At 65.8% G+C, this 26,411-nt stretch carries 25 protein-coding genes and 1 tRNA gene; 2 read left to right on the top strand and 24 right to left on the bottom strand.

Annotated features, from left to right (window positions below; genetic code table 11):
• Positions 1-439 precede the first annotated feature (439 nt).
• The 5 genes from ACREE8_RS16760 to ACREE8_RS16740 form a co-directional block, all read right to left on the bottom strand.
• Entirely contained in the window at positions 440-877 is a 438-nt protein-coding gene (locus ACREE8_RS16760) for a DUF1489 family protein (RefSeq protein WP_431574144.1), read from the bottom strand.
• Positions 874-1,797: a hydroxymethylglutaryl-CoA lyase gene (locus ACREE8_RS16755; RefSeq protein ID WP_431574143.1), complete on the bottom strand. Its 924-nt coding sequence runs from the start codon at positions 1,795-1,797 to the stop codon at positions 874-876. The genes ACREE8_RS16760 and ACREE8_RS16755 overlap by 4 nt, the downstream gene beginning before the upstream one ends.
• A 22-nt stretch (positions 1,798-1,819) precedes the next feature.
• A complete protein-coding gene (locus ACREE8_RS16750) occupies positions 1,820-2,593 on the bottom strand; it encodes an enoyl-CoA hydratase/isomerase family protein (protein WP_431574142.1) in 774 nt (257 codons plus the stop codon).
• A gap of 9 nt (positions 2,594-2,602) precedes the next feature.
• A complete protein-coding gene (locus ACREE8_RS16745) occupies positions 2,603-4,225 on the bottom strand; it encodes a carboxyl transferase domain-containing protein (protein WP_431574141.1) in 1,623 nt (540 codons plus the stop codon).
• A gap of 73 nt (positions 4,226-4,298) precedes the next feature.
• A complete protein-coding gene (locus ACREE8_RS16740; RefSeq protein ID WP_431574140.1) occupies positions 4,299-4,901 on the bottom strand; it encodes a 2-hydroxychromene-2-carboxylate isomerase in 603 nt (200 codons plus the stop codon).
• Positions 4,902-5,175: 274 nt separating this feature from the next.
• On the opposite strand from ACREE8_RS16740, the gene ACREE8_RS16735 reads away from it, so the two are divergent.
• Positions 5,176-5,523 (top strand): hypothetical protein, encoded by a 348-nt coding sequence (locus tag ACREE8_RS16735; RefSeq protein ID WP_431574139.1) that lies wholly within the window; start codon positions 5,176-5,178, stop codon positions 5,521-5,523.
• Positions 5,524-5,561: 38 nt separating this feature from the next.
• Here ACREE8_RS16735 and ACREE8_RS16730 read toward each other — a convergent pair whose 3' ends face one another.
• From ACREE8_RS16730 to ACREE8_RS16700, 7 genes are all read right to left on the bottom strand, one after another.
• A complete protein-coding gene (locus tag ACREE8_RS16730; protein ID WP_431574138.1) occupies positions 5,562-6,233 on the bottom strand; it encodes an SDR family oxidoreductase in 672 nt (223 codons plus the stop codon).
• A 10-nt stretch (positions 6,234-6,243) separates the two neighbouring features.
• The gene (locus ACREE8_RS16725; protein ID WP_431574137.1) at positions 6,244-6,840 is read right to left on the bottom strand and encodes a DUF1989 domain-containing protein; all 597 of its coding nucleotides are present in this window, start codon (positions 6,838-6,840) and stop codon (positions 6,244-6,246) included.
• Positions 6,840-7,256, bottom strand: a complete 417-nt coding sequence (locus ACREE8_RS16720; RefSeq protein WP_431574136.1) for a RidA family protein — start codon at positions 7,254-7,256, stop codon at positions 6,840-6,842. The genes ACREE8_RS16725 and ACREE8_RS16720 overlap by 1 nt, the downstream gene beginning before the upstream one ends.
• Before the next feature lie 12 nt (positions 7,257-7,268).
• Entirely contained in the window at positions 7,269-8,450 is a 1,182-nt protein-coding gene (locus ACREE8_RS16715; protein WP_431574135.1) for an isovaleryl-CoA dehydrogenase, read from the bottom strand.
• A 44-nt stretch (positions 8,451-8,494) separates the two neighbouring features.
• Positions 8,495-9,931, bottom strand: a complete 1,437-nt coding sequence (gene mgtE / locus ACREE8_RS16710) for a magnesium transporter (protein WP_431574134.1) — start codon at positions 9,929-9,931, stop codon at positions 8,495-8,497.
• Complete coding sequence (locus ACREE8_RS16705; protein ID WP_431574133.1) at positions 9,928-12,225, bottom strand: NADP-dependent malic enzyme; 2,298 nt, start codon at positions 12,223-12,225, stop codon at positions 9,928-9,930. The genes mgtE and ACREE8_RS16705 overlap by 4 nt, the downstream gene beginning before the upstream one ends.
• 181 nt (positions 12,226-12,406) lie before the next feature.
• A tRNA-Leu gene (locus ACREE8_RS16700) sits at positions 12,407-12,491 on the bottom strand.
• A gap of 113 nt (positions 12,492-12,604) precedes the next feature.
• On the opposite strand from ACREE8_RS16700, the gene lipB reads away from it, so the two are divergent.
• A complete protein-coding gene (gene lipB / locus ACREE8_RS16695; RefSeq protein WP_431574146.1) occupies positions 12,605-13,309 on the top strand; it encodes a lipoyl(octanoyl) transferase LipB in 705 nt (234 codons plus the stop codon).
• Positions 13,310-13,348: 39 nt separating this feature from the next.
• Here the strand turns inward: lipB and ACREE8_RS16690 are convergent, their stop codons facing one another.
• The 12 genes from ACREE8_RS16690 to rplQ form a co-directional block, all read right to left on the bottom strand.
• Complete coding sequence (locus ACREE8_RS16690) at positions 13,349-13,546, bottom strand: hypothetical protein (protein WP_431574132.1); 198 nt, start codon at positions 13,544-13,546, stop codon at positions 13,349-13,351.
• A gap of 174 nt (positions 13,547-13,720) precedes the next feature.
• Positions 13,721-13,996 (bottom strand): acylphosphatase, encoded by a 276-nt coding sequence (locus ACREE8_RS16685; protein ID WP_431574131.1) that lies wholly within the window; start codon positions 13,994-13,996, stop codon positions 13,721-13,723.
• Positions 13,993-15,978, bottom strand: a complete 1,986-nt coding sequence (locus ACREE8_RS16680) for an acetyl-CoA carboxylase biotin carboxylase subunit (protein ID WP_431574130.1) — start codon at positions 15,976-15,978, stop codon at positions 13,993-13,995. The genes ACREE8_RS16685 and ACREE8_RS16680 overlap by 4 nt, the downstream gene beginning before the upstream one ends.
• Positions 15,979-15,988: 10 nt before the next feature.
• Positions 15,989-16,747, bottom strand: coding sequence for a DUF1698 domain-containing protein (locus ACREE8_RS16675; protein WP_431574129.1), 759 nt, complete (start codon positions 16,745-16,747; stop codon positions 15,989-15,991).
• Between the two features lie 31 nt (positions 16,748-16,778).
• A complete protein-coding gene (locus tag ACREE8_RS16670; protein ID WP_431574128.1) occupies positions 16,779-18,311 on the bottom strand; it encodes an acyl-CoA carboxylase subunit beta in 1,533 nt (510 codons plus the stop codon).
• Positions 18,312-18,422: 111 nt separating this feature from the next.
• The gene (locus tag ACREE8_RS16665) at positions 18,423-19,118 is read right to left on the bottom strand and encodes an ATP12 family chaperone protein (protein ID WP_431574127.1); all 696 of its coding nucleotides are present in this window, start codon (positions 19,116-19,118) and stop codon (positions 18,423-18,425) included.
• A 22-nt stretch (positions 19,119-19,140) separates the two neighbouring features.
• Positions 19,141-21,264 (bottom strand): AsmA family protein, encoded by a 2,124-nt coding sequence (locus ACREE8_RS16660; RefSeq protein WP_431574126.1) that lies wholly within the window; start codon positions 21,262-21,264, stop codon positions 19,141-19,143.
• 3 nt (positions 21,265-21,267) lie between these two features.
• Entirely contained in the window at positions 21,268-21,942 is a 675-nt protein-coding gene (locus tag ACREE8_RS16655) for an HAD-IA family hydrolase (RefSeq protein ID WP_431574145.1), read from the bottom strand.
• Between the two features lie 7 nt (positions 21,943-21,949).
• On the bottom strand, positions 21,950-22,963 hold the full coding sequence (locus ACREE8_RS16650; RefSeq protein ID WP_431574125.1) for an RluA family pseudouridine synthase: 1,014 nt from the start codon (positions 22,961-22,963) through the stop codon (positions 21,950-21,952).
• A gap of 9 nt (positions 22,964-22,972) precedes the next feature.
• Positions 22,973-24,274, bottom strand: a complete 1,302-nt coding sequence (locus ACREE8_RS16645; RefSeq protein ID WP_431574124.1) for a replication-associated recombination protein A — start codon at positions 24,272-24,274, stop codon at positions 22,973-22,975.
• A 25-nt stretch (positions 24,275-24,299) separates the two neighbouring features.
• Positions 24,300-25,721 carry a DegQ family serine endoprotease gene (locus ACREE8_RS16640; RefSeq protein WP_431574123.1) on the bottom strand — a complete coding sequence of 474 codons (1,422 nt, stop codon included), beginning with the start codon at positions 25,719-25,721 and terminating at the stop codon, positions 24,300-24,302.
• A 201-nt stretch (positions 25,722-25,922) separates the two neighbouring features.
• On the bottom strand, positions 25,923-26,354 hold the full coding sequence (gene rplQ, locus ACREE8_RS16635) for a 50S ribosomal protein L17 (protein ID WP_431574122.1): 432 nt from the start codon (positions 26,352-26,354) through the stop codon (positions 25,923-25,925).
• Positions 26,355-26,411: the final 57 nt, after the last annotated feature.

Below are 26,411 nucleotides of genomic sequence, written 5' to 3'. Positions count from 1 at the left end.
ACTGCGCGCGCGAGACTGGTCCAAAGTAGTCGACGTCAAACATCCGGCTCTCGCCAAACGTCCCGCCTCTACCCGCAGAACCGCCGCCCGCGCATCCCTTCCCAAAATAACAATGTCAAACAGCGAGCCACCCGGCGAACCCGGCCGCGTCTCGGAACTCTCGTCCGCTCTTTCGAGCCGACAACGGCGGTCTCGACCCAGTCCGGGTCGAGGCGATCCCGTTTAAAATCCCGATGCGAGGCCGGCGTCTGCTCCGCTGGGTCTCCCCAGAGGGGCGCCAGGCATTGCCTCTCAGCGAAGAGAGACAAGGACGGGCCGGCGGCAAGCCACCGACCCGTTCCAAGGCCGTATATATGCCGGGCCTTTAGCGCCGTCCAGGGGATTTTGACGCCCCCGTCAGCAGAGCCTGAGGATTACGGGGATAACTTGAGGGAGGGGCTTAGAGAATCCCCAGTTGCCGCAGCTCCAAAAGCAGCGCCGGCGGCAGTTCCTGCTCGCCTTTCCGCCGTTTTCCGAGGTCCGCCGGGGCGTCCTTGGCCTCCAGATAACGCCAACCCTGAAACGCTCGCCGAGGGCTGGGCTGAACCTGCACAAGGTTGGGCGCGAACTTGATGGCGCAGCGCTCGATCCCGTCTTTGCCGCGGCGTGCGTCCAGACCCAGGATCGGCTGGCGCACCTGAATAAATCCCTTGATGACCCAATAGAGCGAGCCGCCTTCGAGGATCTCGTCGCGGCGCTTGGGCATCTGGCGCGTCACATGCTCGAGCTTGGGCTCCTTGCCCTTGCTCTTGGCCTTGCGAATCTTTTCCTCGATCCAATCCTCGAGTTCGTCGATGCGATCGCAGCCGACACAAAGCTTCAGCATATGCAGCGTCACGATGAGATCCTTGCCGTCCGTTTTGCCGCCAGCGCCTGCGCCACGCGCGAGGCCGGCTGGCGTCCCAAGGCCTGCGTGATGAAGATCCCCGCCTCGGCCAGGCGATCGAGATCGACGCCGGTCTCGATGCCGAGCCCCTTCAGCATATAGAGCACATCTTCGCTCGCAACATTCCCCGAAGCTCCGGGCGCATAAGGGCACCCGCCGAGGCCTGCGACCGCGCTGTCCACGACGTCGATGCCCAGCTCCAGGGTCGCGAGGATATTGGCCAGCGCCTGGCCATAGGTGTCATGGAAATGAACCGCCAGCCGCTCGCGCGGTACCTGCTTCGCCACGGTCTCAACCATGGCCTGCGCCTTGCCGGGCGTGCCAACGCCGATCGTGTCGCCCAGCGAAATCTCCTCGCAGCCGAGATCGAGCAGCGCCTTCGAGACCTCGGCCACCTTCGCCGGCGCGATCTCGCCCTCATAGGGACAGCCCAGCACGCAGGAGACATAACCCCTTATGCGGCGCCGGTCGCGCTTCGCGGCCTCGGTCACGGGCCGGAACCGCTCGATGCTCTCGGCGATCGAGCAGTTGATGTTCTTCTGCGAGAAGCTCTCCGAGGCCGCCGCGAAGACGGCGATCTCGTCCACCTGCGCCGCCGCGGCTGCCTCATAACCCTTGAGATTGGGCACGAGTACGGGATAGCGCCGCCCCGGCAGCCGCCTGATCCCCGCCAGCACCTCGGCGCTGTCGGCCATCTGCGGCACCCATTTGGGCGAGACGAAAGCGCCGGCTTCGATCACGGAAAGCCCGCTCGCCGACAGCTTGTCGATGAGCGCGATCTTGGTCGCGGCCGGGACCGGCTTCATCTCGTTCTGGAGCCCGTCACGCGGACCGACCTCGACCATGCGAACCGATTTGGGCAAGCGCGTCATAAGGATCCTTCCCTGCTCGCCCTCAAGCCTGCCAATTGGGCTTGCGCTTGTCGAAGAAGGCAGCGATGCCTTCGCGCGCCTCGCCGCCCGCCCGCGCCCGCGCGATGCGCGCCGCCGTGTCCTCGATCATCGCCACATTGATGGGGCCGCGACCCACGCGCCGGATCAGCTTCTTGGTGGCGCCCAGCGCCTCCGGGCCGCCCAGCAGCAGGGCCTCGACATGGCGCGCCACGGCTGCGTCCAGATCCTCGACCACCTCATGCAGCAATCCCAGCTCGCGCGCCGTCGCCGCGTCGAACCGCTCGCCGGTCATGAAATAGCGCCGTGCGGCACGTTCGCCGATCGCCTGCACCACATAGGGACCGATGGTGGCCGGGATGAGGCCGATCCGCACCTCGGTCAATCCGAACATGACCTGGGCCGTGCCGACCGCGATATCGCAGGCGGCGACCAGTCCCACGCCGCCGCCCATCGCCGCGCCCTGCACCGAAGCGATGGTCGGCTTGGGGATGAAATTGAGCCGCTGCATCAGCATCGCCAGGCGATTGGCGTCGGCCAGATTCTCTTCCTCGGAATAGGCCGCCATGCGGCGCATCCAATCGAGATCGCCACCGGCGGAGAAACTCTTGCCGTTGGCCGCCAGCACCAGCACGCGGACGGATGGGTCGTTCTCGGCCTCGTCGATCGCCTGCGTCAGTTCCTCGATCAGCGCCTCGTCGAAGGCGTTGTGGCGCTCCGGGCGGTTGAGAACCAGCCGCGCGACCGGGCCTTTGCGTTCCTTGATCAATCTCGACATGGGCAGACCTCAGAGCCGGAACACGCCAAATTTGGTCTCGGGGATCGGCGCATTCAAGCTTGCCTCGAGCGCCTGGATCAGCACGTCGCGCGTCTGCGCCGGATCGATGATGCCGTCATCCCAGAGCCGCGCGCTGGCATAATAGGGATGGCCCTGCTGGTCATATTGCTGGCGGATCGGCGCCTTGAAGGCCTCGTTCTCTTCAGCGGTCCAGCTCTGGCCCTTGGCTTCGAGATTGTCGCGCTTGATCTGGGCCAGCACCGAGGCTGCCTGCTCGCCGCCCATGACCGAGATTCGCGAATTGGGCCAGGAGAAGAGGAAGCGCGGGCTGTAGGCGCGCCCGCACATCGCATAATTGCCGGCACCGAAGCTGCCGCCGATCATCACGGTGAGCTTCGGCACCTGCGCGCAGGCGACCGCCATCACCATCTTGGCGCCGTCCTTGGCAATGCCGCCCGCCTCATATTTTCGGCCCACCATGAAGCCGGTGATGTTCTGCAGAAACAGGATCGGCGTGCGGCGCTGGGCGCAGAGCTCGACGAAATGCGCGCCCTTCTGCGCCGATTCCGAGAACAGGATGCCCTTGTTGGCGAGGATGCCGACGGGAATCCCACCCAGATGGGCGAAGCCGCAGACCAGCGTCGGGCCGTAGAGCGGCTTGAAATCGTGGAACTCGCTGCCATCCACCAGCCGGGCAATGACCTCGCGCACCTCGTAGCCCTTGCGCAGATCCATCGGCACGATGCCGTAGAGCTCCTTGGGATCGTAGAGCGGTGGGCGCGGTGTCTCACGCGCAATGGCGCCGGCGCCCGCCAGCCGCAGGCCCGCCGTGCCGGCATTGGCCAGGATCCGTCGCGCGATCGTGAGAGCGTCGGCATCGTCCTTCGCCAGATGATCGGTGACGCCGGAGGTCCGGCTGTGGAGATCGGCGCCGCCCAGGGCCTCGGCGTCGACGACCTCGCCGGTCGCGGCCTTCACCAGCGGTGGGCCGCCGAGGAAGATGGTCCCCTGCCCCTTGACGATGATGGCCTCGTCCGACATGGCCGGCACATAGGCGCCGCCCGCGGTGCAGGAGCCCATCACCACCGCGATCTGCGGCACGCCGACCGAAGAGAGCCGTGCCTGATTATAGAAGATGCGGCCGAAATGATCGCGGTCGGGAAAGACCTCGTCCTGGTTCGGCAGATTGGCGCCGCCGGAATCGACCAGATAGATGCAAGGCAGCCGGTTCTCGGCCGCGATCTCCTGCGCGCGCAGATGCTTCTTCACGGTCAGCGGATAATAGGTGCCGCCCTTGACCGTCGCGTCGTTGCAGACGATGACACAGTCGCGTCCTGAGACGCGGCCGATGCCGGTCAGGATGCCGGCAGCGGGGACGTTGTCCTCATAGACATCGTGGGCCGCCAGTGCCGAGAGTTCGAGGAAATGCGAGCCCGGGTCGACCAGCCGCTGGATGCGCTCGCGCGGCAGCAGCTTGCCGCGGCCGACATGGCGTTCGCGGGACGCCGCCCCGCCGCCTTCGGCGATCTTGCCCTGGAGCGCGCGCAGCTTCGCCACCTCGCCTGCCATCTGCTCGGCGCGTTCCTTGAATTCGGTCGTGGTCGGATTGACGGCGGTCGGGAGAGCGGCCATGGGCGACGACGTTACCTCGGGACGGAAGGGGACATTCGACGGGCGTTGCGATCCAGGCCGGGGCGCAGGGGACTCACCAGCCGCCGCGCGCCAACCATTCCTCGACCTGGCCGAGGCGATCATGGCCCCAGAAAGGCTCGCCGTCGACATAGATGAAGGGCGAACCGAAGACGCCGTGCTTGATCGCGGCGTCGGTTTCCGCCCGCAGTTTGTCTTTGATGGCGGGATCGTTGATGCCGGCGGTCAAGGCTGCCGAGTCGACCCCCAGGGACGTCGCAACCTCGACCGCTGCCGCGGCATCGGTGACACTGCGCCCCTCGCCGAAAATGCGCTCGAAGGTCTTGCGTGCGAAGCGCTTCGCCAGGTCGCCGTCCCGCCCCTCCAGCCAGTAGAAGGCGCGGCTGGGGGCCACGCCGGCGAAGGGAAAGGGATTCGGCAATTGGAACGGCACGCCGATCCGGCGCGCCGAACGCGCAAAATCATGGAGGTGGTAGGGCCCGCGCAACGGCTGCTCGACCAGGGGCTTCTGGCCCGTCTCCTTGAAGGCGACGCCCAGCAGATAGGGCCGCCAGCGAACCTCGCGGCCATGGCGCGCCGCGATCGCATCGATCTGATGCGAAGCGAGATAGCCATAAGGCGAGGAGAAATCGAAATAGAACTCGATTGGATCGGCCATCCTGCTCAGCACTCCCCTCAGGCCTTCACCACCCTCGCGCCATGACCGGCCGCAAGGAACGTTCCGCCGCAAAACATCGTTGAAGTCTTGCGAAGCGGCACCGACAGCGCAAGCGCTCCTCGCGCCCAGGTTCATGCCCGCGTCCGCACCCGGCTAATTGTTGAAGGAAACGAAGAAAACCAATGGTTTATTGCGACCTCTCCATGCGTCCGTTGCCGAAGCCTGCCTCCGACCCCAGATAACAGCCATGACATCTATGAGGAAATCCATCGCGGTGACTTGCCTGACCCTGGGGCTGATGACGGCTGTCCTGGGCTTGGGGCAGACCGCAAGCGCGCAGGACGACATGCATGGCGTGGACATGCTCCATCCGGGTGCGCAATTCGCTCCGCAAATGCCGTCGGGACTGTCGCCCATGGGCGGGCCGATGACGCCTCCCGCCGCGAGCAGCGGCGGCGCCCAGGCGCCTGCCAACAGCGTCTATTCGCCGGGTACACCGCCGGGGACCAGCGACATCCACAATAATCCGTCGCGCTCTTACGGCAGCTGCAGCGGGGCGTCGGCCATGCCGAACCAGCAAATCGGTTCGGACAAGACCTTCTGCGGCTACGGCAAGAAGTAGTCTCCCCTCGCCGATCCGGCCGGCCGGCTCAAGCAGCCTCACCAGGGCAGCGTCGAGCCGTCATAGTTGAAGAAGCTGCCGCTGTCGGCCGGTTTGAGCGCCGACAGTTTCTGGCGCAAGCCGGCGACGCTGCGCTGGGGCGAGATTTGCGCCGAAGGGCCGCCCATATCGGTCTTGACCCATCCGGGATGCGCCACCACCACGATGACGCCACGCCGCTTCCAGTCAATGGCGAGGCTCTTCATCGCCGCGTTGAGGGCCGCCTTGCTCGAGCGATAGGCATAAGAGCCGCCGCTGCCATTGTCGGCGATGCTGCCCATGCGGCTGGTCAGGCTCAGCACGGTCTTGGCGCTGCCCATCTCGAGATTGGGCAGCAGCGCTTCGGCCACGCGAACCGGCGCGATCGAATTGATGTGAAAAACCCGCAGCCAATCGTCCGGATCGGTCGAGCCATCGCTGCCGCCGACCCCGGCATTGTTCACCAGGATGTCGACCGCATCGCCCTTCAGTTCCTTCACCAGATGGGCGATCTGCCTGTCATCCGCGACCTCGAGACGGTGAATGGTGACGTCGCCCTTGATCGCCGCCAGCTCCTTGGCGGCCTTGGGGTCGCGCGCGCAAGCATGCACCCGCCAGCCCTCCTCCGCATATTGGCGGACGAACTCGAGACCAATGCCCCGATTGGTGCCGGTGACGAGGACGGTATGCATGACGGTCTCCTCAGCTGATCTGGAAATGGCAGTCCTTGATCTCGCCGCCGGGCCCGTTGATCGGCGTCACATCCATCGGGCAGGCGGAAAAGGCCATGATCAGGTCCATCTCCGCCCGCAGCACCACATGGTCACCCGGCTTCGAGACGGTCGGCAGGAACGAGATCTTGTGGTCGGCACCCACCGGAATGTTCATCCACATATTGAGCGGACAGGGCACCTCCGGCGGCGTCAGGCCCAGTTCCTTCATCGCGGCGTAAAGATTGTCGGTGCAGTTGTCGTGATACTCCTTGATGCCGAAATGGCGGTAGCGATGGACATCGCAAGCCGCCACCAGCGTGTCATGGATTCCGGGCGAGCTGTCCTCCAGCCAGGTCAGCATCGGCGTCCGCTTGTTGCTGCGCAGGGAATCGCCGACGACCGGGATGGTCCGCCCGATCTGAGGCCGCGTATGCTCCATCGACATGAATTCGTGCAGATCGTCGCTGCGGAAGGCCCAGGTGTCGAGCACCTGGGTCCCGTGGGTATTGACGATCCTGATGGTCTGGCCCGCCTTCATGCGCGCAGCTTTGCCGCCCCGCGCCGGAACCGTCGTCAATCCGCTCATCACTTCCTCCCGCCCGGACGATCCACCGGATCGCTGCTGTCGCGCCGGGCCGTGACCTCGATCTCGATCTTCATGCGCGGGTCGATCAATTGCGCCACCACGGTCGTGTTGGCCGGGCGCGCTTCGCGGCAATATTGACCGATCACGGGCGCGATCTTCGTGAAGTCCGCCGGGTCGGTGATATGGATCTGGATCCGGACCATGTCCTTGAGCCCGGACTTGGCCTGCTCGAGCGCCCATTGGATGTTGCGGAAACATTGATGGGTCTGCTCGATCACGTCGGCGGCGATCGTGCCGGCCTTGTAGTCGAACCCGGTCGTCCCCGATACGAACACCCAGTCGCCATCGACGACCGCCCGGCTATAGCCGGCCAGCTCCTCGAAGGTCGAGCCCGATGAAATCCGCTGCCGTGCCATGTCCTGCGTCCCTTACGCCGTTTCTTCGAACAGCTCGCGCCCGATCAGCCAGCGCCGGATCTCCGAGGTGCCGGCGCCGATCTCATAGAGCTTGGCGTCGCGCAGCAGCCTTCCCGTCGGATAGTCGTTGATATAGCCGTTGCCGCCCAGCACCTGGATCGCCTCGAGCGCCATCCAGGTCGCCTTCTCGGCAGCAAACAGGATGGCACCGGCGGCGTCTTTGCGCGAGCCATGGCCGCGGTCGCAGGCCCTTGCCACGGCATAGACATAGGCCCGCGCGGCGTTGGCGATCGTGTACATGTCGGCAATCTTGCCCTGCATCAGCTGGAAGCTGCCGATCGGCTCGCCAAACTGCTTGCGCTCATGGATATAGGGAATCACCACATCGAGGCAGGATTGCATGATGCCGATGGGACCCGCGGCCAGGACGGCGCGTTCGAAATCGAGCCCGCTCATCAGGACCTTCACCCCCGCCCCTTCGAGCCCCATGCGGTTGGCCTCCGGCACGAAGCAATCCTTGAACACCAGCTCGCCGGTGTTGGAACCGCGCATGCCGAGCTTGTCGAGCTTGGCCGAGGTGGTGAAGCCCTTCATCCCCTTCTCGATGAAGAAGCAGCTGATGCCGCGGGCGCCGGCTTCGGGGTCGGTCTTGGCATAGACCACCAGCAGATCCGCGTCGGGGCCGTTGGTGATCCACATCTTGGTGCCGCTCAGCAGATAGCCGTCGGCGACGTGCTTGGCCTGCAGCTTCATGCCGACCACGTCGGAGCCGGCCCCCGGCTCGCTCATGGCCAGCGCGCCGACATGCTCGCCGGAGATCAGCTTCGGCAGGTATTTGCGCTTCTGTGCCTCGCTCGCGTTGCGGCGGATCTGGTTGACGCAGAGATTGGAATGGGCACCGTAGGAGAGGCCGACACTGGCGGAAGCGCGGCTGATCTCTTCCATCGCCACGCAATGCTCCAGATAGCCCATGCCGGCGCCGCCGAACTCCGGCTCGACCGTGATGCCGAGGACGCCCAGCGCGCCCATCTTCTGCCAGAGATCCTCGGGGAACTGGTTGCTGCGGTCGATGTCGGCCGCACGCGGCGCGATCTCGCGCGCGGCGAAGTCGGCGACCTGGTCGCGCATCATCTCGGCGGTCTCGCCGAGGTCGAAATCGAGCGACCGAAACCGGTTATGGCCGGTGGTTGCCATGGGCAGAATTCCTCCCTGAAGATACCGCGAAGCCTAGCCCGCGATCACAGCAAGAACAAGGTTGCGAGCCCCAGGAAGGAGAAGAAGCCGAACACGTCGGTGGTGGTGGTGAGGAAAGGTCCCGCACCGATGGCGGGGTCGATGCCGAAGCGTGCCAGGGTCAGCGGAATCAGGGTGCCGGCGATGCCGGCCCAGATCATGTTGAAGACCATCGCCGCACCCAGCACCAGCCCGATCGGGAGGCCGAAGAAAAATGACGTCACGGTCCCCATGATCAGCGCGAAAACGGCGGCATTGATGGCGGCCACGGCAATTTCCTTGCCCACCACACGCCAGACATTGCTGCCGCGCGGCTGCAGATCGCGGGTCGCGAGGGCACGCACCATCACGGTGATGACCTGGACGCCGGCATTGCCGCCCATGGCGGCGACGATCGGCATCAGGATGGCCAGCGCCACGATCTGCTCGATGGTGGCCTCGAACTGCGAGATCACGGTCGAGGCGATGGCCGAGTTGCAAAGCGTCACCACCAGCCAGCGGACCCGGCGCCAGGCGGTCTCGAGCGCCGGCGCATGGAAGTCGGTCTCGCTGACGCCGACAATGCCGAGCAGATCCTCCTCGGCCTCCTCCTCGATGACATGGACCACGTCATCCACGGTGATCACGCCCAGGAGACGGCCCGCATCATCCACGACGGGCGCCGACATCAGCCCATATTGCCGGAAAAGATAGGCGACCGATTCCTGGTCCATGGTGGCCGGAACCACGCGGAACTCGGTATGCATCAGGTCCTCGAGCTTCACGATGCGCTTGTTGCGCATGGCGCGCGACAGCGGCACCGCGCCGATCGGCTTGTGCATCGGGTCGACCACGAAGAGATCGTAGAAATCGTCCGGCAGATCCTGGTTGGCGCGCAAATAGTCGATCGTCTCGCCCACGGTCCAATGCCGGGGCACCGCCACCAGATCGTGCTGCATCAGGCGGCCGGCGCTGTCCTCGGGATAGGTCAGGCCCTGCTCGATGACGGCGCGGTCGGCGGCCGGGATCGCCTGGAGGATGCGCTGCTTCTCGTCCTCGTCCAGATCCTCGAGGATGTCGACGGCATCGTCGGTCTCGAGCTCGGAGACGGCCTGCGCCACCTCGCCCGGGCTCATCAGCCCGATCACCTCTTCGCGCACCACCTCGTCGAGATAGTTGAGGGTCTCGGGTTCGAGGATATGGCGACAGACCTTGATGACGAGCTTGCGCTCGTCGGGGGTCAGGGATTGCAGCAGGTCGGCGAAGTCGGCCGGATGAAGCTCCTCCGCCAGCTTCTCGATCTGATCGAGCTTGCCCTCTTCGATCGCCTTATGGGCCCGCTCGACCACCTCCGGCGAGACGCCATAGAGCGCTTCCATCTCCGACAGCTTGACCTCGTCGGATTTGAAAACCTCGCCGTCCGGGCGCCGTTCCAGATCGGGTTGCGGCGCCTCGCTGCTCACGGACGGGCGGCCTCCAGGCCCTGAGCCGCCGCGGCTTGTGCGTCGACGGCCGCCACGGCCGTCATGTTGACGATGCCGCGCACGGTGATCGACGGCACCACCACATGGACCGGCATGGCGACGCCCATCAGCATCGGCCCGACCGAGAGGCCGTTGCCCAGCGTCTTCAGCAGATTGAAGGAGATGTTGGCGGCGTCGAGCGTCGGCATCACCAGGAGATTGGCCTGGCCCTTGAGGCGCGAGTTGGGGAAAAGCCGCAGGCGAATCTGCTCGCTGATCGCATTGTCGCCATGCATCTCGCCTTCGACCTCGAGCTCCGGCGCGCGCTCCCGGATCAGCTCCAGCGCCGCACGCATCAGCTTGGCGGTCGGGGTGTCGCGGGTGCCGAAGTTCGAATGCGAGAGCAGCGCCGCCTTCGGCATGATCCCGAATTTCGGCACGGCCGCCGCGGCCAGGAGCGCAAACTCGGCGATCTGCTCGGCGGTCGGCTCCGGCGTCACATGAGTGTCGCCCAGGAAGAAGGTCCCGGTCGGCAGGATCAGTGCCGTCAGCGCATAGGCATGGGACACGCCCGGCGCCAGGCCGATCACATCCAAGAGATGGCCCAGATGACGGATATATTTACCGACTGTGCCGCAGATGAGGGCGTCCGCCTCGCCGCGCCGGACCATCAGCGCGCCGATCACCGTGTTGCGGGTGCGCACGACGGTCTGGGCCGAGGACTGGGTCACGCCCTTGCGTTCGGTGAGGCTGTGATAAAGGGTCCAATATTCACGGAAGCGGTGATCCTCCTCGGGATCGACCAGCTCGACATCCTTGCCGGGCACGATCCGCAGGCCCAGCCGCTTGATGCGGCTTGCCACGACCGCGCGCCGGCCGATCAGGATGGGCTGCGCCAGCCCTTCATCGACGACGGTCTGGGCTGCCTGCAGCACCTTCTCCTCTTCGCCCTCGGCATAGCAGACCCGTTTCCGGTCCTCGCGCGCGCGATCGAACATCGGCTTCATCAGCAGGCCGGAGCGGAACACATACTGGCTGAGGCGGTCGCGATAGGCGGCGAGATCGGCGATGGGACGCGTGGCGACCCCGCTTTCCATCGCGGCCTTCGCCACCGCCGGCGCGATCGCGACCAGCAGGCGCCGGTCGAAGGGGCGCGGGATCAGATAATCCGGCCCGAAGCTCGGCACCTCGCCGCCATAGGCGCGAGTCACCTCGTCGGTGATCTCGGCCTGGGCCAGATCGGCGATCGCCTTCACGCAGGCGATTTCCATCGCCTCGTTGATCGTGGTGGCGCCGACATCGAGCGCGCCACGGAAGATGAAGGGGAAGCAAAGGACATTGTTGACCTGGTTCGGATAATCCGAGCGCCCGGTCGCGATGACCGCATCCTCGCGCACCGCCCGCACTTCCTCGGGCAGGATCTCCGGCGTCGGGTTGGCGAGCGCCAGCACGATCGGCTTCGCCGCCATCGTCGCCACCCATTCGGGCTTCATCACGCGGGGTGCCGAGAGGCCGAGGAAGATGTCGGCGTCCTTGATCACCTCGGGCAATTTTCGCGCATTGGTATCCTTGGCGTAGCGTTCCTTGAGCGGGTCCATCTCCTCCTTGCGGCCGCGATAGACCACGCCCGCGATGTCGGTGACGGTGATGTTCTCCATCTTGAGCCCGAGCCGCACCAGCAAGCCCAGGCAGGTCAGCGCGGCGGCTCCGGCACCGGAGGTCACCAGCTTCACCTCCTCGATTTTCTTGCCGACGATCTTGAGGGCGTTGGTGATCGCAGCCGCGACGATGATGGCGGTACCATGCTGGTCGTCATGGAAGACCGGGATCTTCATGCGCTGGCGGAGCTTGCGCTCCACCTCGAAACATTCCGGCGCCTTGATATCTTCGAGATTGATGGCCCCGAAGCTGGGCTCCAAGCTGGCGATGATGTCGACCAGCTTGTCGGGGTCGCGTTCGTCGATCTCGAGATCGAACACGTCGATGCCGGCAAAGGTCTTGAAGAGGACGGCCTTCCCTTCCATCACCGGTTTGGCCGCCAGGGGGCCGATCGCCCCCAGCCCCAGGACGGCGGTGCCGTTCGTCACCACGGCGACCAGATTGGCCCGGCCTGTCACCCGGGCCGCCTCGGCCGGGTCGGCCACGATCGCCTCGCAAGCGAAGGCCACGCCCGGCGAATAGGCCAAGGCCAGGTCACGCTGGTTGGCCAAGGGCTTGGTCGCCACGATGGCGAGCTTTCCCGGAACCGGGGTGCGATGATATTCGAGCGCGCTGGCGCGCAGATCTTCAGCCATGGGGAATTCTTGGGCCCGACAGTGGTGAAACCGGCCCGGGAGTATAGCCAGCGATTGTTGTGCTGCCACCGGGGTTTACGTCAGGTCTGGCAGACCCCAAATGAAGGTCGGAAGCCGCCAAACGCCAGGCCCAGAAACGCCGAAGCCCGCGCGGGGTTACCGGCGGGCTCCAGGCAGGCATTGGTGCGGTCGAGAAGACTCGAACTTCCACGGGTTGCCCCACAGCGACCTCAACGCTGCGCGTCTACCAGTTCCGCCACGACCGCATGTCAGGGATGGGCTTGCCATCCGTGGCAGCGGGGGAATAGCAAATCGAGGGACCGCGATCAAGTTGAACCGGCGGCGGCCCAAAGCCGCGGAAATCCAGGAGGATAAACCCCTGTCCGAAAGCGTCACCGAAACCCTGGCCAAAGCCCCTCCGGCGGCCCCCGTGGAATGGCGGGTCAACGACGCGCTGACCCCCTATCCCGAGGCCGTGGCGGCCATGGAGGTCCGGGTGGCCGCCATTGCGCGCGGCGAGGCGCCGGAGCTTGTCTGGCTGGTGGAGCACCCGCCGCTCTATACCGCCGGCACCAGTGCCCGGGCCGGCGATCTGCTGGAACCCGGCCGGTTCCCCGTGTTCGAGAGCGGCCGCGGCGGGCAATTCACCTATCACGGGCCCGGCCAGCGGGTGGCCTACACCATGCTCTCGGTCGCGGCCCGGGGCGGCGATCTCCGCCGCTTCGTGGGCGACCTCGAGGAATGGATCATCCGCACCCTCGCCCGCTTCAACCTGAAGGGCGAGCGCCGCGAGGGCCGGGTCGGCATCTGGATCGCAAAGCCCAGCGGCATGGAGGACAAGATCGCGGCGCTGGGCATCCGGGTCCGGCGCGGCGTCACCTATCACGGGATCGCCATCAACCTCGATCCCGACCTGGCCCATTTCTCCGGCATCGTGCCCTGCGGCATCCAGGGCGGCGGTGTGTCGCCCTACGGCGTCACCTCGCTGGTGCGCGAAGGCATCCTGATCGCGATGCCCGAACTCGACATGGCCCTCAAGGGCGCGTTCGAGGAGGTATTTGGGAAAGTGTCTGCGGTGACGTAAGACCGCAACGGAGGCCCTCCTCCGTTCTCGAGAACGCCATCAGTTCTCCGGCTCGCGCTTATATCCGAACCTGGACATGATCCACGGCCAGAACACCATGATGGCGACAAAAAGGACGATCAGCAGGAGCGAGACCGCCATTTGGACGATGCCGAAACTGGGGGAATCGTTCACCACAAACCAGCCCGTGATGACTGCCGCCAGCGACATGACAATTCGAACGAGCCAGCCAAACATATCGGATCCTTTCCAGACCGGACGTCGTCTCTGCTGAGAATCGAGGAAGAATGGCATCTGGAGAACGAAATATTCTCGACTTCCTGTATCCCGTGCTCCGGACCGGCATAGGTCAGGGCGAGGATTTATTTTAGCGATTCTCTGATCATTGACGATGACAGCCGCGGCCGATTGTTACGCATCCGGCCACTGATGGAAACCATTCTCCGCCGGCTCGTCGGCGTCGAAGCTTTCGATGCCGCTGACCTTGGCCAAGGGCGGGCCCTGGCGGCAGAGATCGACCATCTCCTCGATCCGCGTGACCGGACCTGCGAACAGGGCCTCGACCTCGCCGGTCGAGAGATTGCGGACCCAACCCTTGAGGCCGCGCTTGTTGGCTTCGCTCATGGTCCAGGCGCGATACCAGACGCCCTGGACCTTGCCCGAGATGACGATGCGTCGCGCGCTCATGCGAACTCCACGATCACCTGATCGACGGCCAGGCTGTCGCCCGGCGCTGCGTGAAGCTTGGCGACCTTGCCATCGCGTTCGGCGCGCAGCAGGTTCTCCATCTTCATCGCCTCCACCACGGCCAGTTCCTGCCCGGCCTTGACCTCCTGCCCTGCCGTGACGGCGAGCGAGACCAGGAGACCCGGCATCGGCGACAAGAGGAAGCGCGACATGTCGGGCGGCACCTTGAGCGGCATGAAGCGCGCGAGCGCCGCCGCGCGCGGGGTCAAGACCTGGATCATCAGCTCGCTGCCCGCATGGGTCAGCTTGTAGCCGACGCCCCTGCGGTCGATCTGGACCGAGATCGGTTGCCCGTTGATCCGGCCCTGGAAGAGCGGATCGCCGATCCGCCAGTCACCGATCAGCTCGTGGCTCGCCTCGCCGCTGATGACGGCATAGCCGCCCGCGGTCTCGGCAATGGTGACGGTGGTCGGCTCGCGGTCGATCATCACCACCCATTCGCCGCCGCTGGCGAGCTTGGGTGGGCGCAGGCGGCCGCTGATCTGCTGCTCACGCTGTCGCGAACGGTGATGGATCATGGCGGCGACGGCGATGAGCTGGCGCCGGCGCTCCTCGTCGGGCGGCGCGCCATGGAACCCGTCCGGGAACTCGTCGGCGATGAAGTTGGTCGAGAGCTTGCCGTCCGCGAAGCGCGGATGGCCCAGCAATGCCGAGAGGAAGGAGATGTTGTGGCTGACGCCGCGGATATAGAAGCTGTCGAGCGCCTCGCGCAGCGCCGCGGTCGCATGTCGCCGATCGGTGCCGCTGCCGACGACCTTGGCGATCATCGGATCGTAGAACATGCTGATCTCGGCGCCTTCATAGACGCCGCTGTCGATCCGCACCTGTCCTATGCCGGTCGGCTCGCGATAGTTGGACAGACGCCCGGTCGACGGCAGGAACCCGCGTAAAGGATCCTCGGCATAGACCCGGGCTTCGATCGCCCAGCCCTCGAGCTTCACGTCCTTCTGCTTGAAGCCCAGCTTCTCGCCGGCGGCGATCCGGATCATCAGCTCGACCAGATCGAGGCCGGTGACGAGCTCGGTCACCGGATGCTCGACCTGCAGGCGCGTGTTCATCTCCAGGAAATAGAAGTTGCGCTGCGGATCGACGATGAACTCGACGGTGCCGGCCGAGCGGTAATTCACCGCCTTGGCCAAGGCCACCGCCTGGGCACCCATGGCGGCGCGGGTTTTGGCGTCGAGGAAGGGGCTCGGCGCCTCCTCGATCACCTTCTGATGACGGCGCTGGATCGAGCATTCGCGCTCGCCCAGATAGACGATGTTGCCATGGCTGTCGCCCAGCACCTGGATCTCGATATGCCGCGGATGCTCGATGTATTTCTCGATGAAGACGCGATCGTCGGCGAAGCTCGATTTCGCCTCGTGCGTGGCGCTGCGGAAGCCCTCATGGACCTCCTGGTCGGTGCGCACGATGCGCATGCCCTTGCCGCCGCCGCCGGCCGAGGCCTTGATCATCACCGGATAGCCCACGTCATGGGCGATGGCGACCGCTTCGGCCTCGTCCTTGATCACGCCCAGATAGCCCGGCACGGTGCTGACGCCCGCTTGCTGCGCCAGTTTCTTGGATTCGATCTTGTCGCCCATGGCGCCGATCGCCTCGACACCGGGGCCGATGAAGACGATGCCGGCCTGCTCGAGGGCGGCGGCGAACTTGCGGTTCTCGGAGAGGAAGCCATAGCCCGGATGCACCGCCTCGGCGCCGGTCTGCCTGATGGCATCGAGGATGCGGTCGATCGAGAGATAGCTCTGGGCCGAGGGCGCCGGCCCGATCGCCACCGCCTCATCAGCCTCGCGCACATGCTTGGCATCGGCGTCCGCCTCGGAATAGACGGCCACCGTTTTGATGCCCATGGCGCGGGCGGTGCGGATGACGCGGCAGGCGATCTCGCCGCGATTGGCGATCAGGATCTTCTTGAACATTATTGATGACTCAATGCGATTTGCTGTCGGCGGGTGAAACTGATTGCCTTCTGCCCTGCGCAAAGCCGCGGCAGTCGGGAACCTGCTTGGGCGCTTCCATCAGCTTCCAACCGGTCGCATGAGGAAACCCCGCGGCGAAGACCATGCGCATAAGGCAGTTGAGATTCGGCACCCACCAGTTGGTGTCGTTGGAGCCGTACTCGTTGCCGGGATAGAACTCCATGACGACCTCGGAACCGGAATAACCGTTGCCCAGGCCGCCGCGATAGACGCTGTTGTCGTCAAGGATGGCCGTCTCGACGCAGAGCAGCTCGTCGGTCACCGCCGCCAGACGATCCAAGGCCAACAATGGATGGCGAAGATGGTAGAGCGTGCCGAAAAAGAACACCACGTCGAACCGGCCCATCCGCGCTTCGGTCACGTCATAGACGGACATTTCCCGGCGGTTGCACCGAGCGTCGTCATAGCCGAGCGCGTCCCGGCAGAAATCGAAGGTCGCCCAAGCCTGCCGATCGTTCTTTTTCAAGGTACCCAGTTGATCGGAGAAATCGTCGATCGCCACCGCCTCGCGAGCGCCGCGTTTCAAGGCCTCGAAGGTCCAATACCCGTCCCAGGCACCGACATCGAGAACCCGCTTGCCGGTCAGATCCTTGGGAACCCGGTAAGCGGCCGGATCAATCGGCGCCCAGCCGGGAGTGACGACGCCATCCGGAAGTTCGATCCGGTGATACCAATAGGGAAATCGCCTGACGTCTTCGCTCAAGGACATTGCCGACAGCCCTCTCCGGCCTTTGACCGGTTTAAAGCGGAATGTTGTCGTGCTTCTTCCAGGGATTCTCGAGCTTCTTTCCCTTGAGCATGGCGAGCGCCCGGCAGATCCTCCGGCGCGTCGAGCGGGGCATGATCACGTCGTCGATGAAGCCGCGCGACCCGGCCACGAAGGGATTGGCGAACTTGCTGCGATATTCCTCGGTGCGCTGCGCGATGGCGGCGGTGTCGCCGATGTCGGCGCGGAAGATGATCTCGACCGCGCCCTTCGGCCCCATCACCGCGATCTCGGCCGTGGGCCAGGCATAGTTCACGTCGCCGCGTAGATGCTTGGAGCTCATCACGTCATAGGCGCCGCCATAGGCCTTGCGGGTGATGACGGTCACCTTCGGCACCGTCGCCTCGCCATAGGCGAAGAGCAGCTTCGCGCCATGCTTGATGATGCCGCCGAACTCCTGGGCCGTGCCCGGCAGGAAGCCCGGCACATCGACAAAGGTCAGGATCGGGATGTTGAAGCAGTCGCAGAAGCGCACGAAGCGCGCGGCCTTGCGCGAGCTGTCGATGTCGAGGCAACCCGCCAGCACCATCGGCTGGTTGGCGACGATGCCGACGGTCGCCCCTTCCATGCGGCCGAAGCCGGTCAGGATGTTCCCGGCGAAGTCCGGCTGCAGCTCGAAGAAATCGCCCTCGTCCACGACCTTCCGGATCAGCTCATGCATGTCGTAGGGCTTGTTAGGATTGGCCGGAATCAGCGTGTCGAGCGATTCCTCGATCCGGTCGCCGCTGTCGGCGGTCGGGCGCACCGGCACGCCGTTGCGGTTCGATTCCGGCAGGAAGTCGAAGAAGCGGCGCATCTGCAGCAGCGCATCGACGTCGTTCTCGAAGGCGAGATCGGCGACGCCGGACTTGGCGGAGTGCGTGACGGCGCCGCCGAGCTCCTCATGGGTGACGGTCTCATGCGTGACCGTCTTCACCACATCGGGCCCGGTCACGAACATGTAGGAGGAATCCTTCACCATGAAGATGAAGTCGGTCATGGCCGGGGAATAGACCGCGCCGCCGGCGCAAGGCCCCATGATGAGCGAGATCTGCGGCACCACGCCCGAGGCGGTGATGTTGCGCTGGAACACCTCGGCATAACCCGCGAGCGAAGCGACGCCTTCCTGGATCCGGGCGCCGCCGGAATCGTTGATCCCGATCACCGGAGCGCCGACCTTCACCGCCTGATCCATCACCTTGCAGATCTTCTCCGCATGGGCCTCGGAGAGCGAGCCGCCGAACACGGTGAAGTCCTGGCTGAAGACGAAGACCAGCCGGCCATTGATGGTGCCATGCCCGGTCACCACGCCATCGCCGGGGATCTTCTGTTCCGCCATGCCGAAGTCCGAGGAGCGGTGCTCCACGAACATGTCCCATTCCTCGAAGGAGTCGGCATCGAGCAGCAGCTCGATGCGCTCGCGGGCGGTCAGCCGGCCCTTGGCATGCTGAGCCTCGATGCGGCGGGGACCGCCACCGGCGCGGGCGGCGGCCCGCTTCTCCTCGAGTAAGCGAAGGATTTCCTGCATGGGATGGCGGTTCCAACGGTCAGGGGTTTAATTATTACAGTTTTATGACAGTTCCCCAGGCGACTGGCCGTCGAGATAGCACCAATCCGACGCCAAAATGAAGCCAGATTTTCACGCTGAAAGAAGGGCCAGAAACCGCTCTGCCGCTTCAATTTCGGTCTTGAGATCGGCCTGGCGCCGGGCAGCCTCGGGGTCCACGCCCCAGCGCTCGATCTGGTAGGTCTCGTCCAGCAGGGAGAGGTCATAAACCTCTGTCCCCGAAAGCCGCCCCTCCAGCAAAGCCAGGCCCAGAATGACCGAGCCGGCGGCCCCGGTCGCCGAGGCGAGGGCCGTCAGGCGGAAGGGATCGAGGGCGGCGACCGCGGCCTCGATGGCACGCAGCGCCTCCGGCGGCTGGGGCCGCGGCATGACGCCGGTCACCACCAGCAGGGGCGCGTCGTAATGGAGCCGCGCCCAATCGACCAGGGGCTGCCAGAGCTGCTCCTGACGCTCGACCAGGCTTGTGGGGACCTCCGCCCGGTAGCAGAGCAGATCGGTCGCGGCGAAGCCGGCGACGTTCGCCGCGGTCGCCTGGGGCGCCTCGGCCACCCTGTCGATCGCGGTGGCCGCGAGCTGCATGAGCGGCATGCTGGCCGGCTTGATCCGGTCGCCTTGCGCCTGCCATTCGGCAGCGACGGCTTGCGCCAATGACGAGGTCGGCAGCAGGAAGGGCTTGGCCGCGGGACTGCGCATCGGCTTGCCGTCGAGCGCCACGCCAAAGCCGCCTGCCTCCGCCCGCGCGGAGGCCGTCTGATAGAACCGCTTCATCCCAGCCGGGCGAGCCCGCCCCTCAGGGCAGCAGGTTCTTCAATGCGTTGCCGGTATCCTGGAGCGTCTTGCCGGCATCGTCGAGTACCTTCTGGCCCGAGCTCGTGGGTTGCGCAGGCGCCGTTGTGCCCGTCGTGGAAGCGCCGCTCCCGCCATTCAGGGCCGTCACGCAGGGATTGCCGCCCCCGCTGCTGGCGCTCGTGGTCGTGCTGCTCGTGCCCCCGCTGCCGCCCGTGCCGGTGACGCCCGCGAGCGCCCCCAGGATGTCGCCACCGCTGGAGGCCGCACCGACCGCCGCCCCGGCAATGCCCTGCGCCAGGGCCGCCGCATCGGGCGTCACGCTCGGATTGGCCATGGTCCCGCCGATATTGATCGGGATCGCGAGATTGGCGAGGTTGGTCTGCTTGGCGCGCGGATCGATATGCAGCTTGAGCTTCTCGGTCGCCAGATTGATATCGCCGCTGCCGACGATGCTGGCGCCATTGGTGTCGAGCACCAGTCCGGTGCTGGTGGCGAGGCCCTTCTTGATGTCGAACTTGCTGACGAAGCAATTGAGATTGGTGCTGTTGCCACTGCCGCCCGTCGCAATCAGCTGGAACAGGTCGGACAGCAGGATCTTGGCAAACTCGTTATTGATATGGCCTTCGCCCATGGAGAAGTTGGTGTTGCCATTGAGGCCCGCCATGATCTCGCGCACCGAGTTGCCGGCGCCGGCCACGTCGAGATCGAGATCGGCCTTGCCGCCCGTCAGCACGTCGCTGATCGAGAGCGTCTGCAGCAGGGTCCCCACCTCGACCTGCTTGGCGTTGATCTTGAGTGCCACGGGAGCCGGCGTCTTGGCCCCGTCGATCACGGCCGAGATCGCGAAATTGCCGCCGCCCAGCCCGCTCTGGAAATTTTTGATGGTGAGCTTGCTGTCCTGCAGCGCCATGTCGAGCGCCAGATTCTCCAGCGTCACCGGATCCTTGATGAATTTCTGCGCGGTCAGATGGATGTTGGCATCGGCCGCGCCGAGCCCGTCGAAGGGCAGCGGGTCGGCCGGGAAGACACGGCCATCGTTCGCCGCTCCGGAACTCGTCGTGGTCGTGGTGGAGCCGCCACCGCCCTCGGCCGGCTTCACGCCGAAATCCTTCAGATCGATCATCGCCGCGGCAAGGTTGGCGGTGATGTTCGGCTTCTTGCCGCCCATCGCCACGCTGGCGTCGCCGGTCATGCTGCTCGTGCCCATCTTGAGCTGGAGCTGCTCGACCTTATAGACGCCGCTGGGGTTCGAGAGATTGCCGGCGACGCTGTAGGGGCCCAGGGGCGGCAGGGTCGCGCCCGAAATGGCATTGAGGTCGGCGAGGCTCTTGCCTTCGACCGCCAGCGCGACCGCGACACCTTCGGCCGTCATCGGCTTCGCCACCGCGCCCTTGAGCGCGATCTTGGCGCCGCCCGCTTCGACCGTGACGTCGATCGGGAAGGCCTGGTTGGCGAGCAGCGCGCCCACCGCGCCGATCATGCCCTTGGCGGTGATGGGGTTGCCGTTATAGCTGCCGTCGAGCGCGATCTGGATCGGACTGGAAGCGCTGTCGGCCTCGGCCGTGAACGACTTGATGGCGATGGTCTTGGTCTGTTTGGTGACACCATCGGTCCAGAGAACCTGCGAGTCCTCGATCCGGATGTTGTGCACGACAGGCAGCGTCGCCGGGCCGGCACTGGAGCTCGTCGTGCTGGTGGTTGTCGTCGTTGTGGTCGTCGTCGATGGGGTCGCGGGCGTGAATACCCAATTACCCTGACCTTTGTCGTTCGTCTCGAGCAGGATGTCCGCGCCCTTGAGGACGATCCGGTTCACCTCGACATTGCCGCTCAAGAGAGGGATCAGCCGGACCTCGGCCTCGAGCCGCTTCATCTTGATCAGCTCGGGGCGCGAGCCCCAGGGCGCATTGGAGAAGGTGACGTCATTGACCGCCAGTGCCGGGTTCCACGAGATCACCAGATCGACATCGCCCGCGAGCGTGAGATCGCGTCCCGTGGCCTCCTTCACCTTCTCGGCGATGAGAGCTTTGTACTGGTTGAAATCCTGCGACTTCAGGATGGCGATGCCCGCCACCACGACAGCCACCACCAGAACGACCAGACCGATCAGCACGTATTTGAGACGCATAAATCACCGTTCCCCGTAATTGGCGAGTGCCGTGGGCAATTCTTCCGGCCGCAAAATGACCCGGCCGGCGCCGGCGCGGGCAAGGTCCGCGGGCTCATGATAGCCCCAACCGGCGCCGATACCAGCCGTACCCGCATTATAGGCCATTTCCATGTCGAAACTGGTGTCTCCGATCAGCACTGTCGAGGCCGGATCGACACCAATTTCCGCCATGGCCTGATGCAGCATGGCGGGGTGCGGTTTACTGGGCGCCCGATCAGCGGTCTGCAGGGTGACAAAACGCTTCGTCAGGCCGTGAGCCTCCAGCGTATGGCGCAGCCCGCGCAAATTCTTGCCCGTGGCGATTCCGAACACCACATCCGGGCCGGCGATCGCTTCGATCGCCTCGAGAATTCCGGGAAAGAGCGGCTCGCGATAGCTGTCCTTTTGTCGCGCCGCCACGGCTTCGCGCCGGAAGGCCGCTGCGAGCCCCGCCAACATCTGCTCGTCGGCATCGGGTTGGAGTGCCGCGATTGCTGTCTCCAGGGTCAGGCCGACCACACGGCGCACCGCCGCCGGCTCGGGCTCGCGCAATTCTAGCGAGCGCCAGGCCGAGGCCATCGCCGCGACGATCGCGTGCTGACTGTCCACGAGCGTGCCGTCGCAGTCGAACATGATCAGTTTGAAGCGATGCGACATCACCAATTTAGAACTCGAACTCCTCGCGGTTCGCCGGCCCCGAGGAAACGGAGAAGCCCAGGAACTTCCAGGTCGCGACCATATGCGGCGGCAAGGGCGCGCTGACCCGCAGGGTCTTGCCCGCCGGATGCGGCAATTCGAGGGCGCGCGCATGGAGATGGAGTTGGCGCGAGACCTCCTTCCCCGGCAGGAAGGCCCCCGCCCCACCATATTTGCCGTCGCCCAGGATCGGCGTGCCCAGGGCGGCGCAATGCGCGCGCAATTGATGGGTGCGTCCGGTCTCCGGCCGCAGGGCCAGCCAGGCCGCCTTGCGGCCGATATGCTCGACCGTCCGGTAATAGGTGATGGCGCGCTGGCCTTCCTCCCGGTCGGGACGAACCCGCTCGCCGCTCTGGCCGGGCTGTTTCGACAAGGCGAGATCGATGCGGCCCGATAGCGGCTGCGGCGAGCCGATGACCGCCGCCCAATAGAGCTTGTGGACCTCGCGCCCGCGAAACAACTCCGAAAGCTTGGCCGCGGCGCGCGCGGTGCGAGCCAGCACCAGCACGCCGCTCGTGTCCTTGTCGAGACGATGGACCAGACGCGGTCGCTCGTCGCTGCCGAAGCGCAACTCGTCGAGCGCGCCATCGAGATGCACGGTGGTCTCCGTACCGCCCTGCACCGCAAGCCCGGCCGGCTTGTCGATCACGATCAGCCAATCGTCGCGATGCAGGATCCGGCGGCGCAGTTCCTCTCCCAGCCTCGCCGAAGCGAGATCGGACTTGCGGGACCTCGCTTCCGTCCGCTCGGCCGGCGGCGCCTCGCCGCTCGGTGCCGCGGTCAGCGGGGGAACGCGAACGGTCTGACCCGGCTCGAGGCGATGGTTGGCCTTGATGCGCTTGCCATCGACCCGCACCTGGCCGGTGCGCAGCAGCTTCTCCAGCCGGCCATGGGTCAGCTCGGGAAAGCGGCGCTTGAACCAGCGGTCGAGCCGTTGCTCCGCCTCGTCATGCCCGATGGTGATCGATTCCACGCTGCTCATGAAGCGGCCCTATTCCTCGCGCTGGCTCTGGGCGCGGTTGCGCAGCTTCGCCCAATAATCGAGCCGCTTGCGGATCTCGCGCTCGAAGCCGCGCTCGACCGGCTGGTAGAACTCGCTGCGCGCCATCCCGTCCGGAAAATAATTCTGGCCCGAGAAACCCTCCTCGGTGTCGTGATCGTACTCATAACCCTTGGCATAACCCAGGTCGCGCATCAGCCGCGTGGGGGCGTTCAGGATATGCTTGGGCGGCATCAGCGAGCCGGTTTCACGCGCCGCCCGCTGCGCCGCGCCGAAGGCACGATAGGCGGCGTTGGATTTGGGCGCCGTCGCCAGATAGAGCACGCATTGCGCCAGCGCGAGCTCGCCCTCGGGCGAACCCAGACGTTCATAAGTGTCCCAGGCCGCCAGCGCCTGCACCAGCGCATCCGGATCGGCGAGCCCGACATCCTCCGCTGCGAAACGCACCATGCGCCGCGCGACATAGAGCGGATCCTCGCCACCGACCAGCATGCGCGCGAACCAATAGAGCGCCGCGTCGGCGTCCGAGCCGCGCAGGGATTTATGCAAGGCGCTGATCAGGTTGTAGTGGCTCTCCTGCGCCTTGTCGTAGAGCGGCATCCGGCGCTGGACGGCCGCCGCCAGCCCCGCCACGTCGAGCGGCGCCTTCGCCGGCAGGCGGAACAGCTCCTCGGTCATGTTGAGGAGATAGCGGCCATCGCCGTCCGCCATCGCGCGCAGCGCCTGACGCGCTTCGGGCATCACCGGCAGCACCCGGCCCTCGACGGCCTCGGCCCGTGCCAGCAGTTTCTCCAGGGCCTCGTCATCGAGCCGGCGCAGCACGAAGACCTGGCAGCGCGACAGCAAGGCGCCATTGAGCTCGAAGGACGGATTCTCCGTCGTGGCGCCGACCAGCGTCACGGTGCCGTCCTCGACATAGGGCAGGAACCCGTCCTGCTGCGCGCGGTTGAAACGGTGGATCTCGTCGACGAAGAGCAGCGTGCCGCGACCGACGCTGCGCCGGCCCTTGGCGGCCTCGAAGATTTTGCGCAGATCGGCGACGCCGGAGAAGACGGCGGACAGGGGCTCGAACTGCATGTCGCTGCGCGCGGCGATGAGGCGGGCGAGCGTGGTCTTGCCGCAACCGGGCGGGCCCCAGAGGATCATCGACGAGATCCGTCCGGTCGCGACCATCCGGCCGATGGGGCCTTCCGGTCCCAGCAGATGATCCTGCCCGACCACCTCGTCGAGCGACTGCGGCCGCAGCCGGTCGGCCAGCGGGCGCGGGGCCTGGCTCTCGAAGAGGTTCGTCATCGCCTGCCGATCGGGGCCATGGCGCTCATCCCAGATCGAGCGTCTGAACGCGATCGCCGCGCTTGACCGTGATCTTCCAATGGACCGAGCGCTGGGCCAGTTGATCGAGCGTCGTCTTGACGTCGGGGCAAGGCACCTCGTTGATCTTGAGCAGGATGTCGCCGGGCCGGAATCCCACCTGCGCCGCCGGGCTGCCATTCTCGACCTTGGTCAGGACCACGCCCGACCAGATGCCCGACATCCCCACTTCTTCCGCCAGGGCCGGAGAAAGATTGGCGATATGGGCGCCCATCAGCGGCGTACGACCCTCGATCAGGGTCTCGTCGCGCGGCGGCGTCTCGGGGGCCTGCGTCAGTGGAATGGGAAGCTCGAGCGACTGCCCCTTGCGCAGCACCGTCAAGGTCGCCGTGCTGCCGACCGGCAAGGTCGCCAAGCGGAACCGCAACGCGCCGGGATCCTCCACGGCGCGATCGTTGATGGCCGTGACGATGTCGCCGACCTTGAGGCCCGCCTGCTGCGCCGGGCCGCCGTCATAGAGATTGTTGATGACGACGCCGCCGGGCTTGGCCAGGCCGAAGCCCTGGGCCAGCTCCGCGGTGACGGGCTGGCCGGTAGCCCCGATCCAGGGCCGCACGATCCGCCCGCCATTGCCCGCCGCATCGATCACCGATTTGACCATGTTGGCCGGGATGGCGAAGCCGATCCCCACCGACCCGCCGCTGCGCGAGACGATCGCCGTGTTGATGCCGGCGAGCTTGCCGTCCATCGTCACCAGGGCGCCGCCGGAATTGCCGGGGTTGATCGCGGCATCGGTCTGGATGAAGAAGCCATAGTCGGAGATGCCGACGCGCGTGCGCGCGAGCGCGGAGACGATGCCGCTGGTCACGGTCTGGCCGACACCGAAGGGATTGCCGATCGCCAGCACCAGATCGCCGACCTCGAGCGTATCGGAATCGCCGAGCGGGAGCACAGGCAGCGTCGCCCCTTCGGGATCGACCTTGAGCAGCGCCAGATCGCTCTGGTCGTCGCTGGTGACCAGCGTCGCCGAGAACTCGCGGCCGTCGCTGAGGACGACCTTGATCTCCTGGGCGCCCTCGATCACATGGACATTGGTTACCACCAGCCCGTCGCTGCGGACGATGACGCCCGAACCCAGCGAGTTCTGGATCCGCTGCGAGGGCTGCCCCAGGGCATCGCCGAAGAACTGGCGGAAGAAGGGATCGTTGAAGAGCGGCGAGGTCCGCTGCTGCACCACCGCGCGCGTATAGATATTCACCACCGCCGGCTCGACCTGCTTCACCAGGGGCGCGAAGGAGAGCGTGATCTGCTCGCGCGAGCTCGGCACCGCCGGCTCATCGGCGCGGAGAGTGCCGGCCATGAGCGCGCAGCAGGCCAAGGCGGCGAAGCAGAGAATCGTCAGGCGACGGGCCGGACGCAACGGACGCATGAATTCTCCATGGACATGTTCCGGCGGGACCGGGGGCTTGGGGGGCCGGGCCGCCGTTCTCGAGGGATTCTAGCCGGAACCGGCGACCAGCCCAACCCGGATGGCATTACGGCCCGGAAAGCCGGAAAGGAAAAAGGGCGGCCCCCGAGGGACCGCCCTTCCCGATTTCGTCGCCGGCGCGAGACGCCGAGACCCCTGGCTTCAAGCCTCGGGCTGCTGCTCGTCGCCCTCGGTGCCCTGCTGGCTCGGGCCTGAATCCAGGCCCTTGGCCGCGGGGTCGCGATCGACCAGCTCGATGATGGCCATCGGCGCGGAATCGCCATGGCGGAAGCCCGCCTTCAGCACGCGCGTATAGCCGCCATGACGGGTCTTGTAGCGCTCGGCCAGGGTGTCGAACAGCTTGCGGGTCTGCACCTCGTCGCGCATCGTCGCCAGGACCTGGCGACGGGCATGGAGCCCGCCCCGCTTGCCCAGTGTGATCAGCTTCTCGACGATCGGCCGGAGATCCTTGGCCTTCGGCAAGGTGGTCTTGATCTGCTCATGCTTGATCAGCGCCGCCGCCATATTGGCGAACATGGCCTTGCGGTGGCTGCTGGTCCGATTGAGTTTGCGGCCGCTCATACCGTGACGCATCGCTTGCTTCCTTCTCTCCGGTCCGGCGCCGTGCAGGGGCCTTTGGCCCCGACACGA

Source organism: Hypericibacter sp. (genome assembly GCF_050729195.1).
Taxonomy (GTDB): Bacteria; Pseudomonadota; Alphaproteobacteria; order Dongiales; family Dongiaceae; genus Hypericibacter.
Note: the sequence above shows the minus strand (reverse complement) of the source record. Positions and strands in the feature narration are given on the sequence as shown.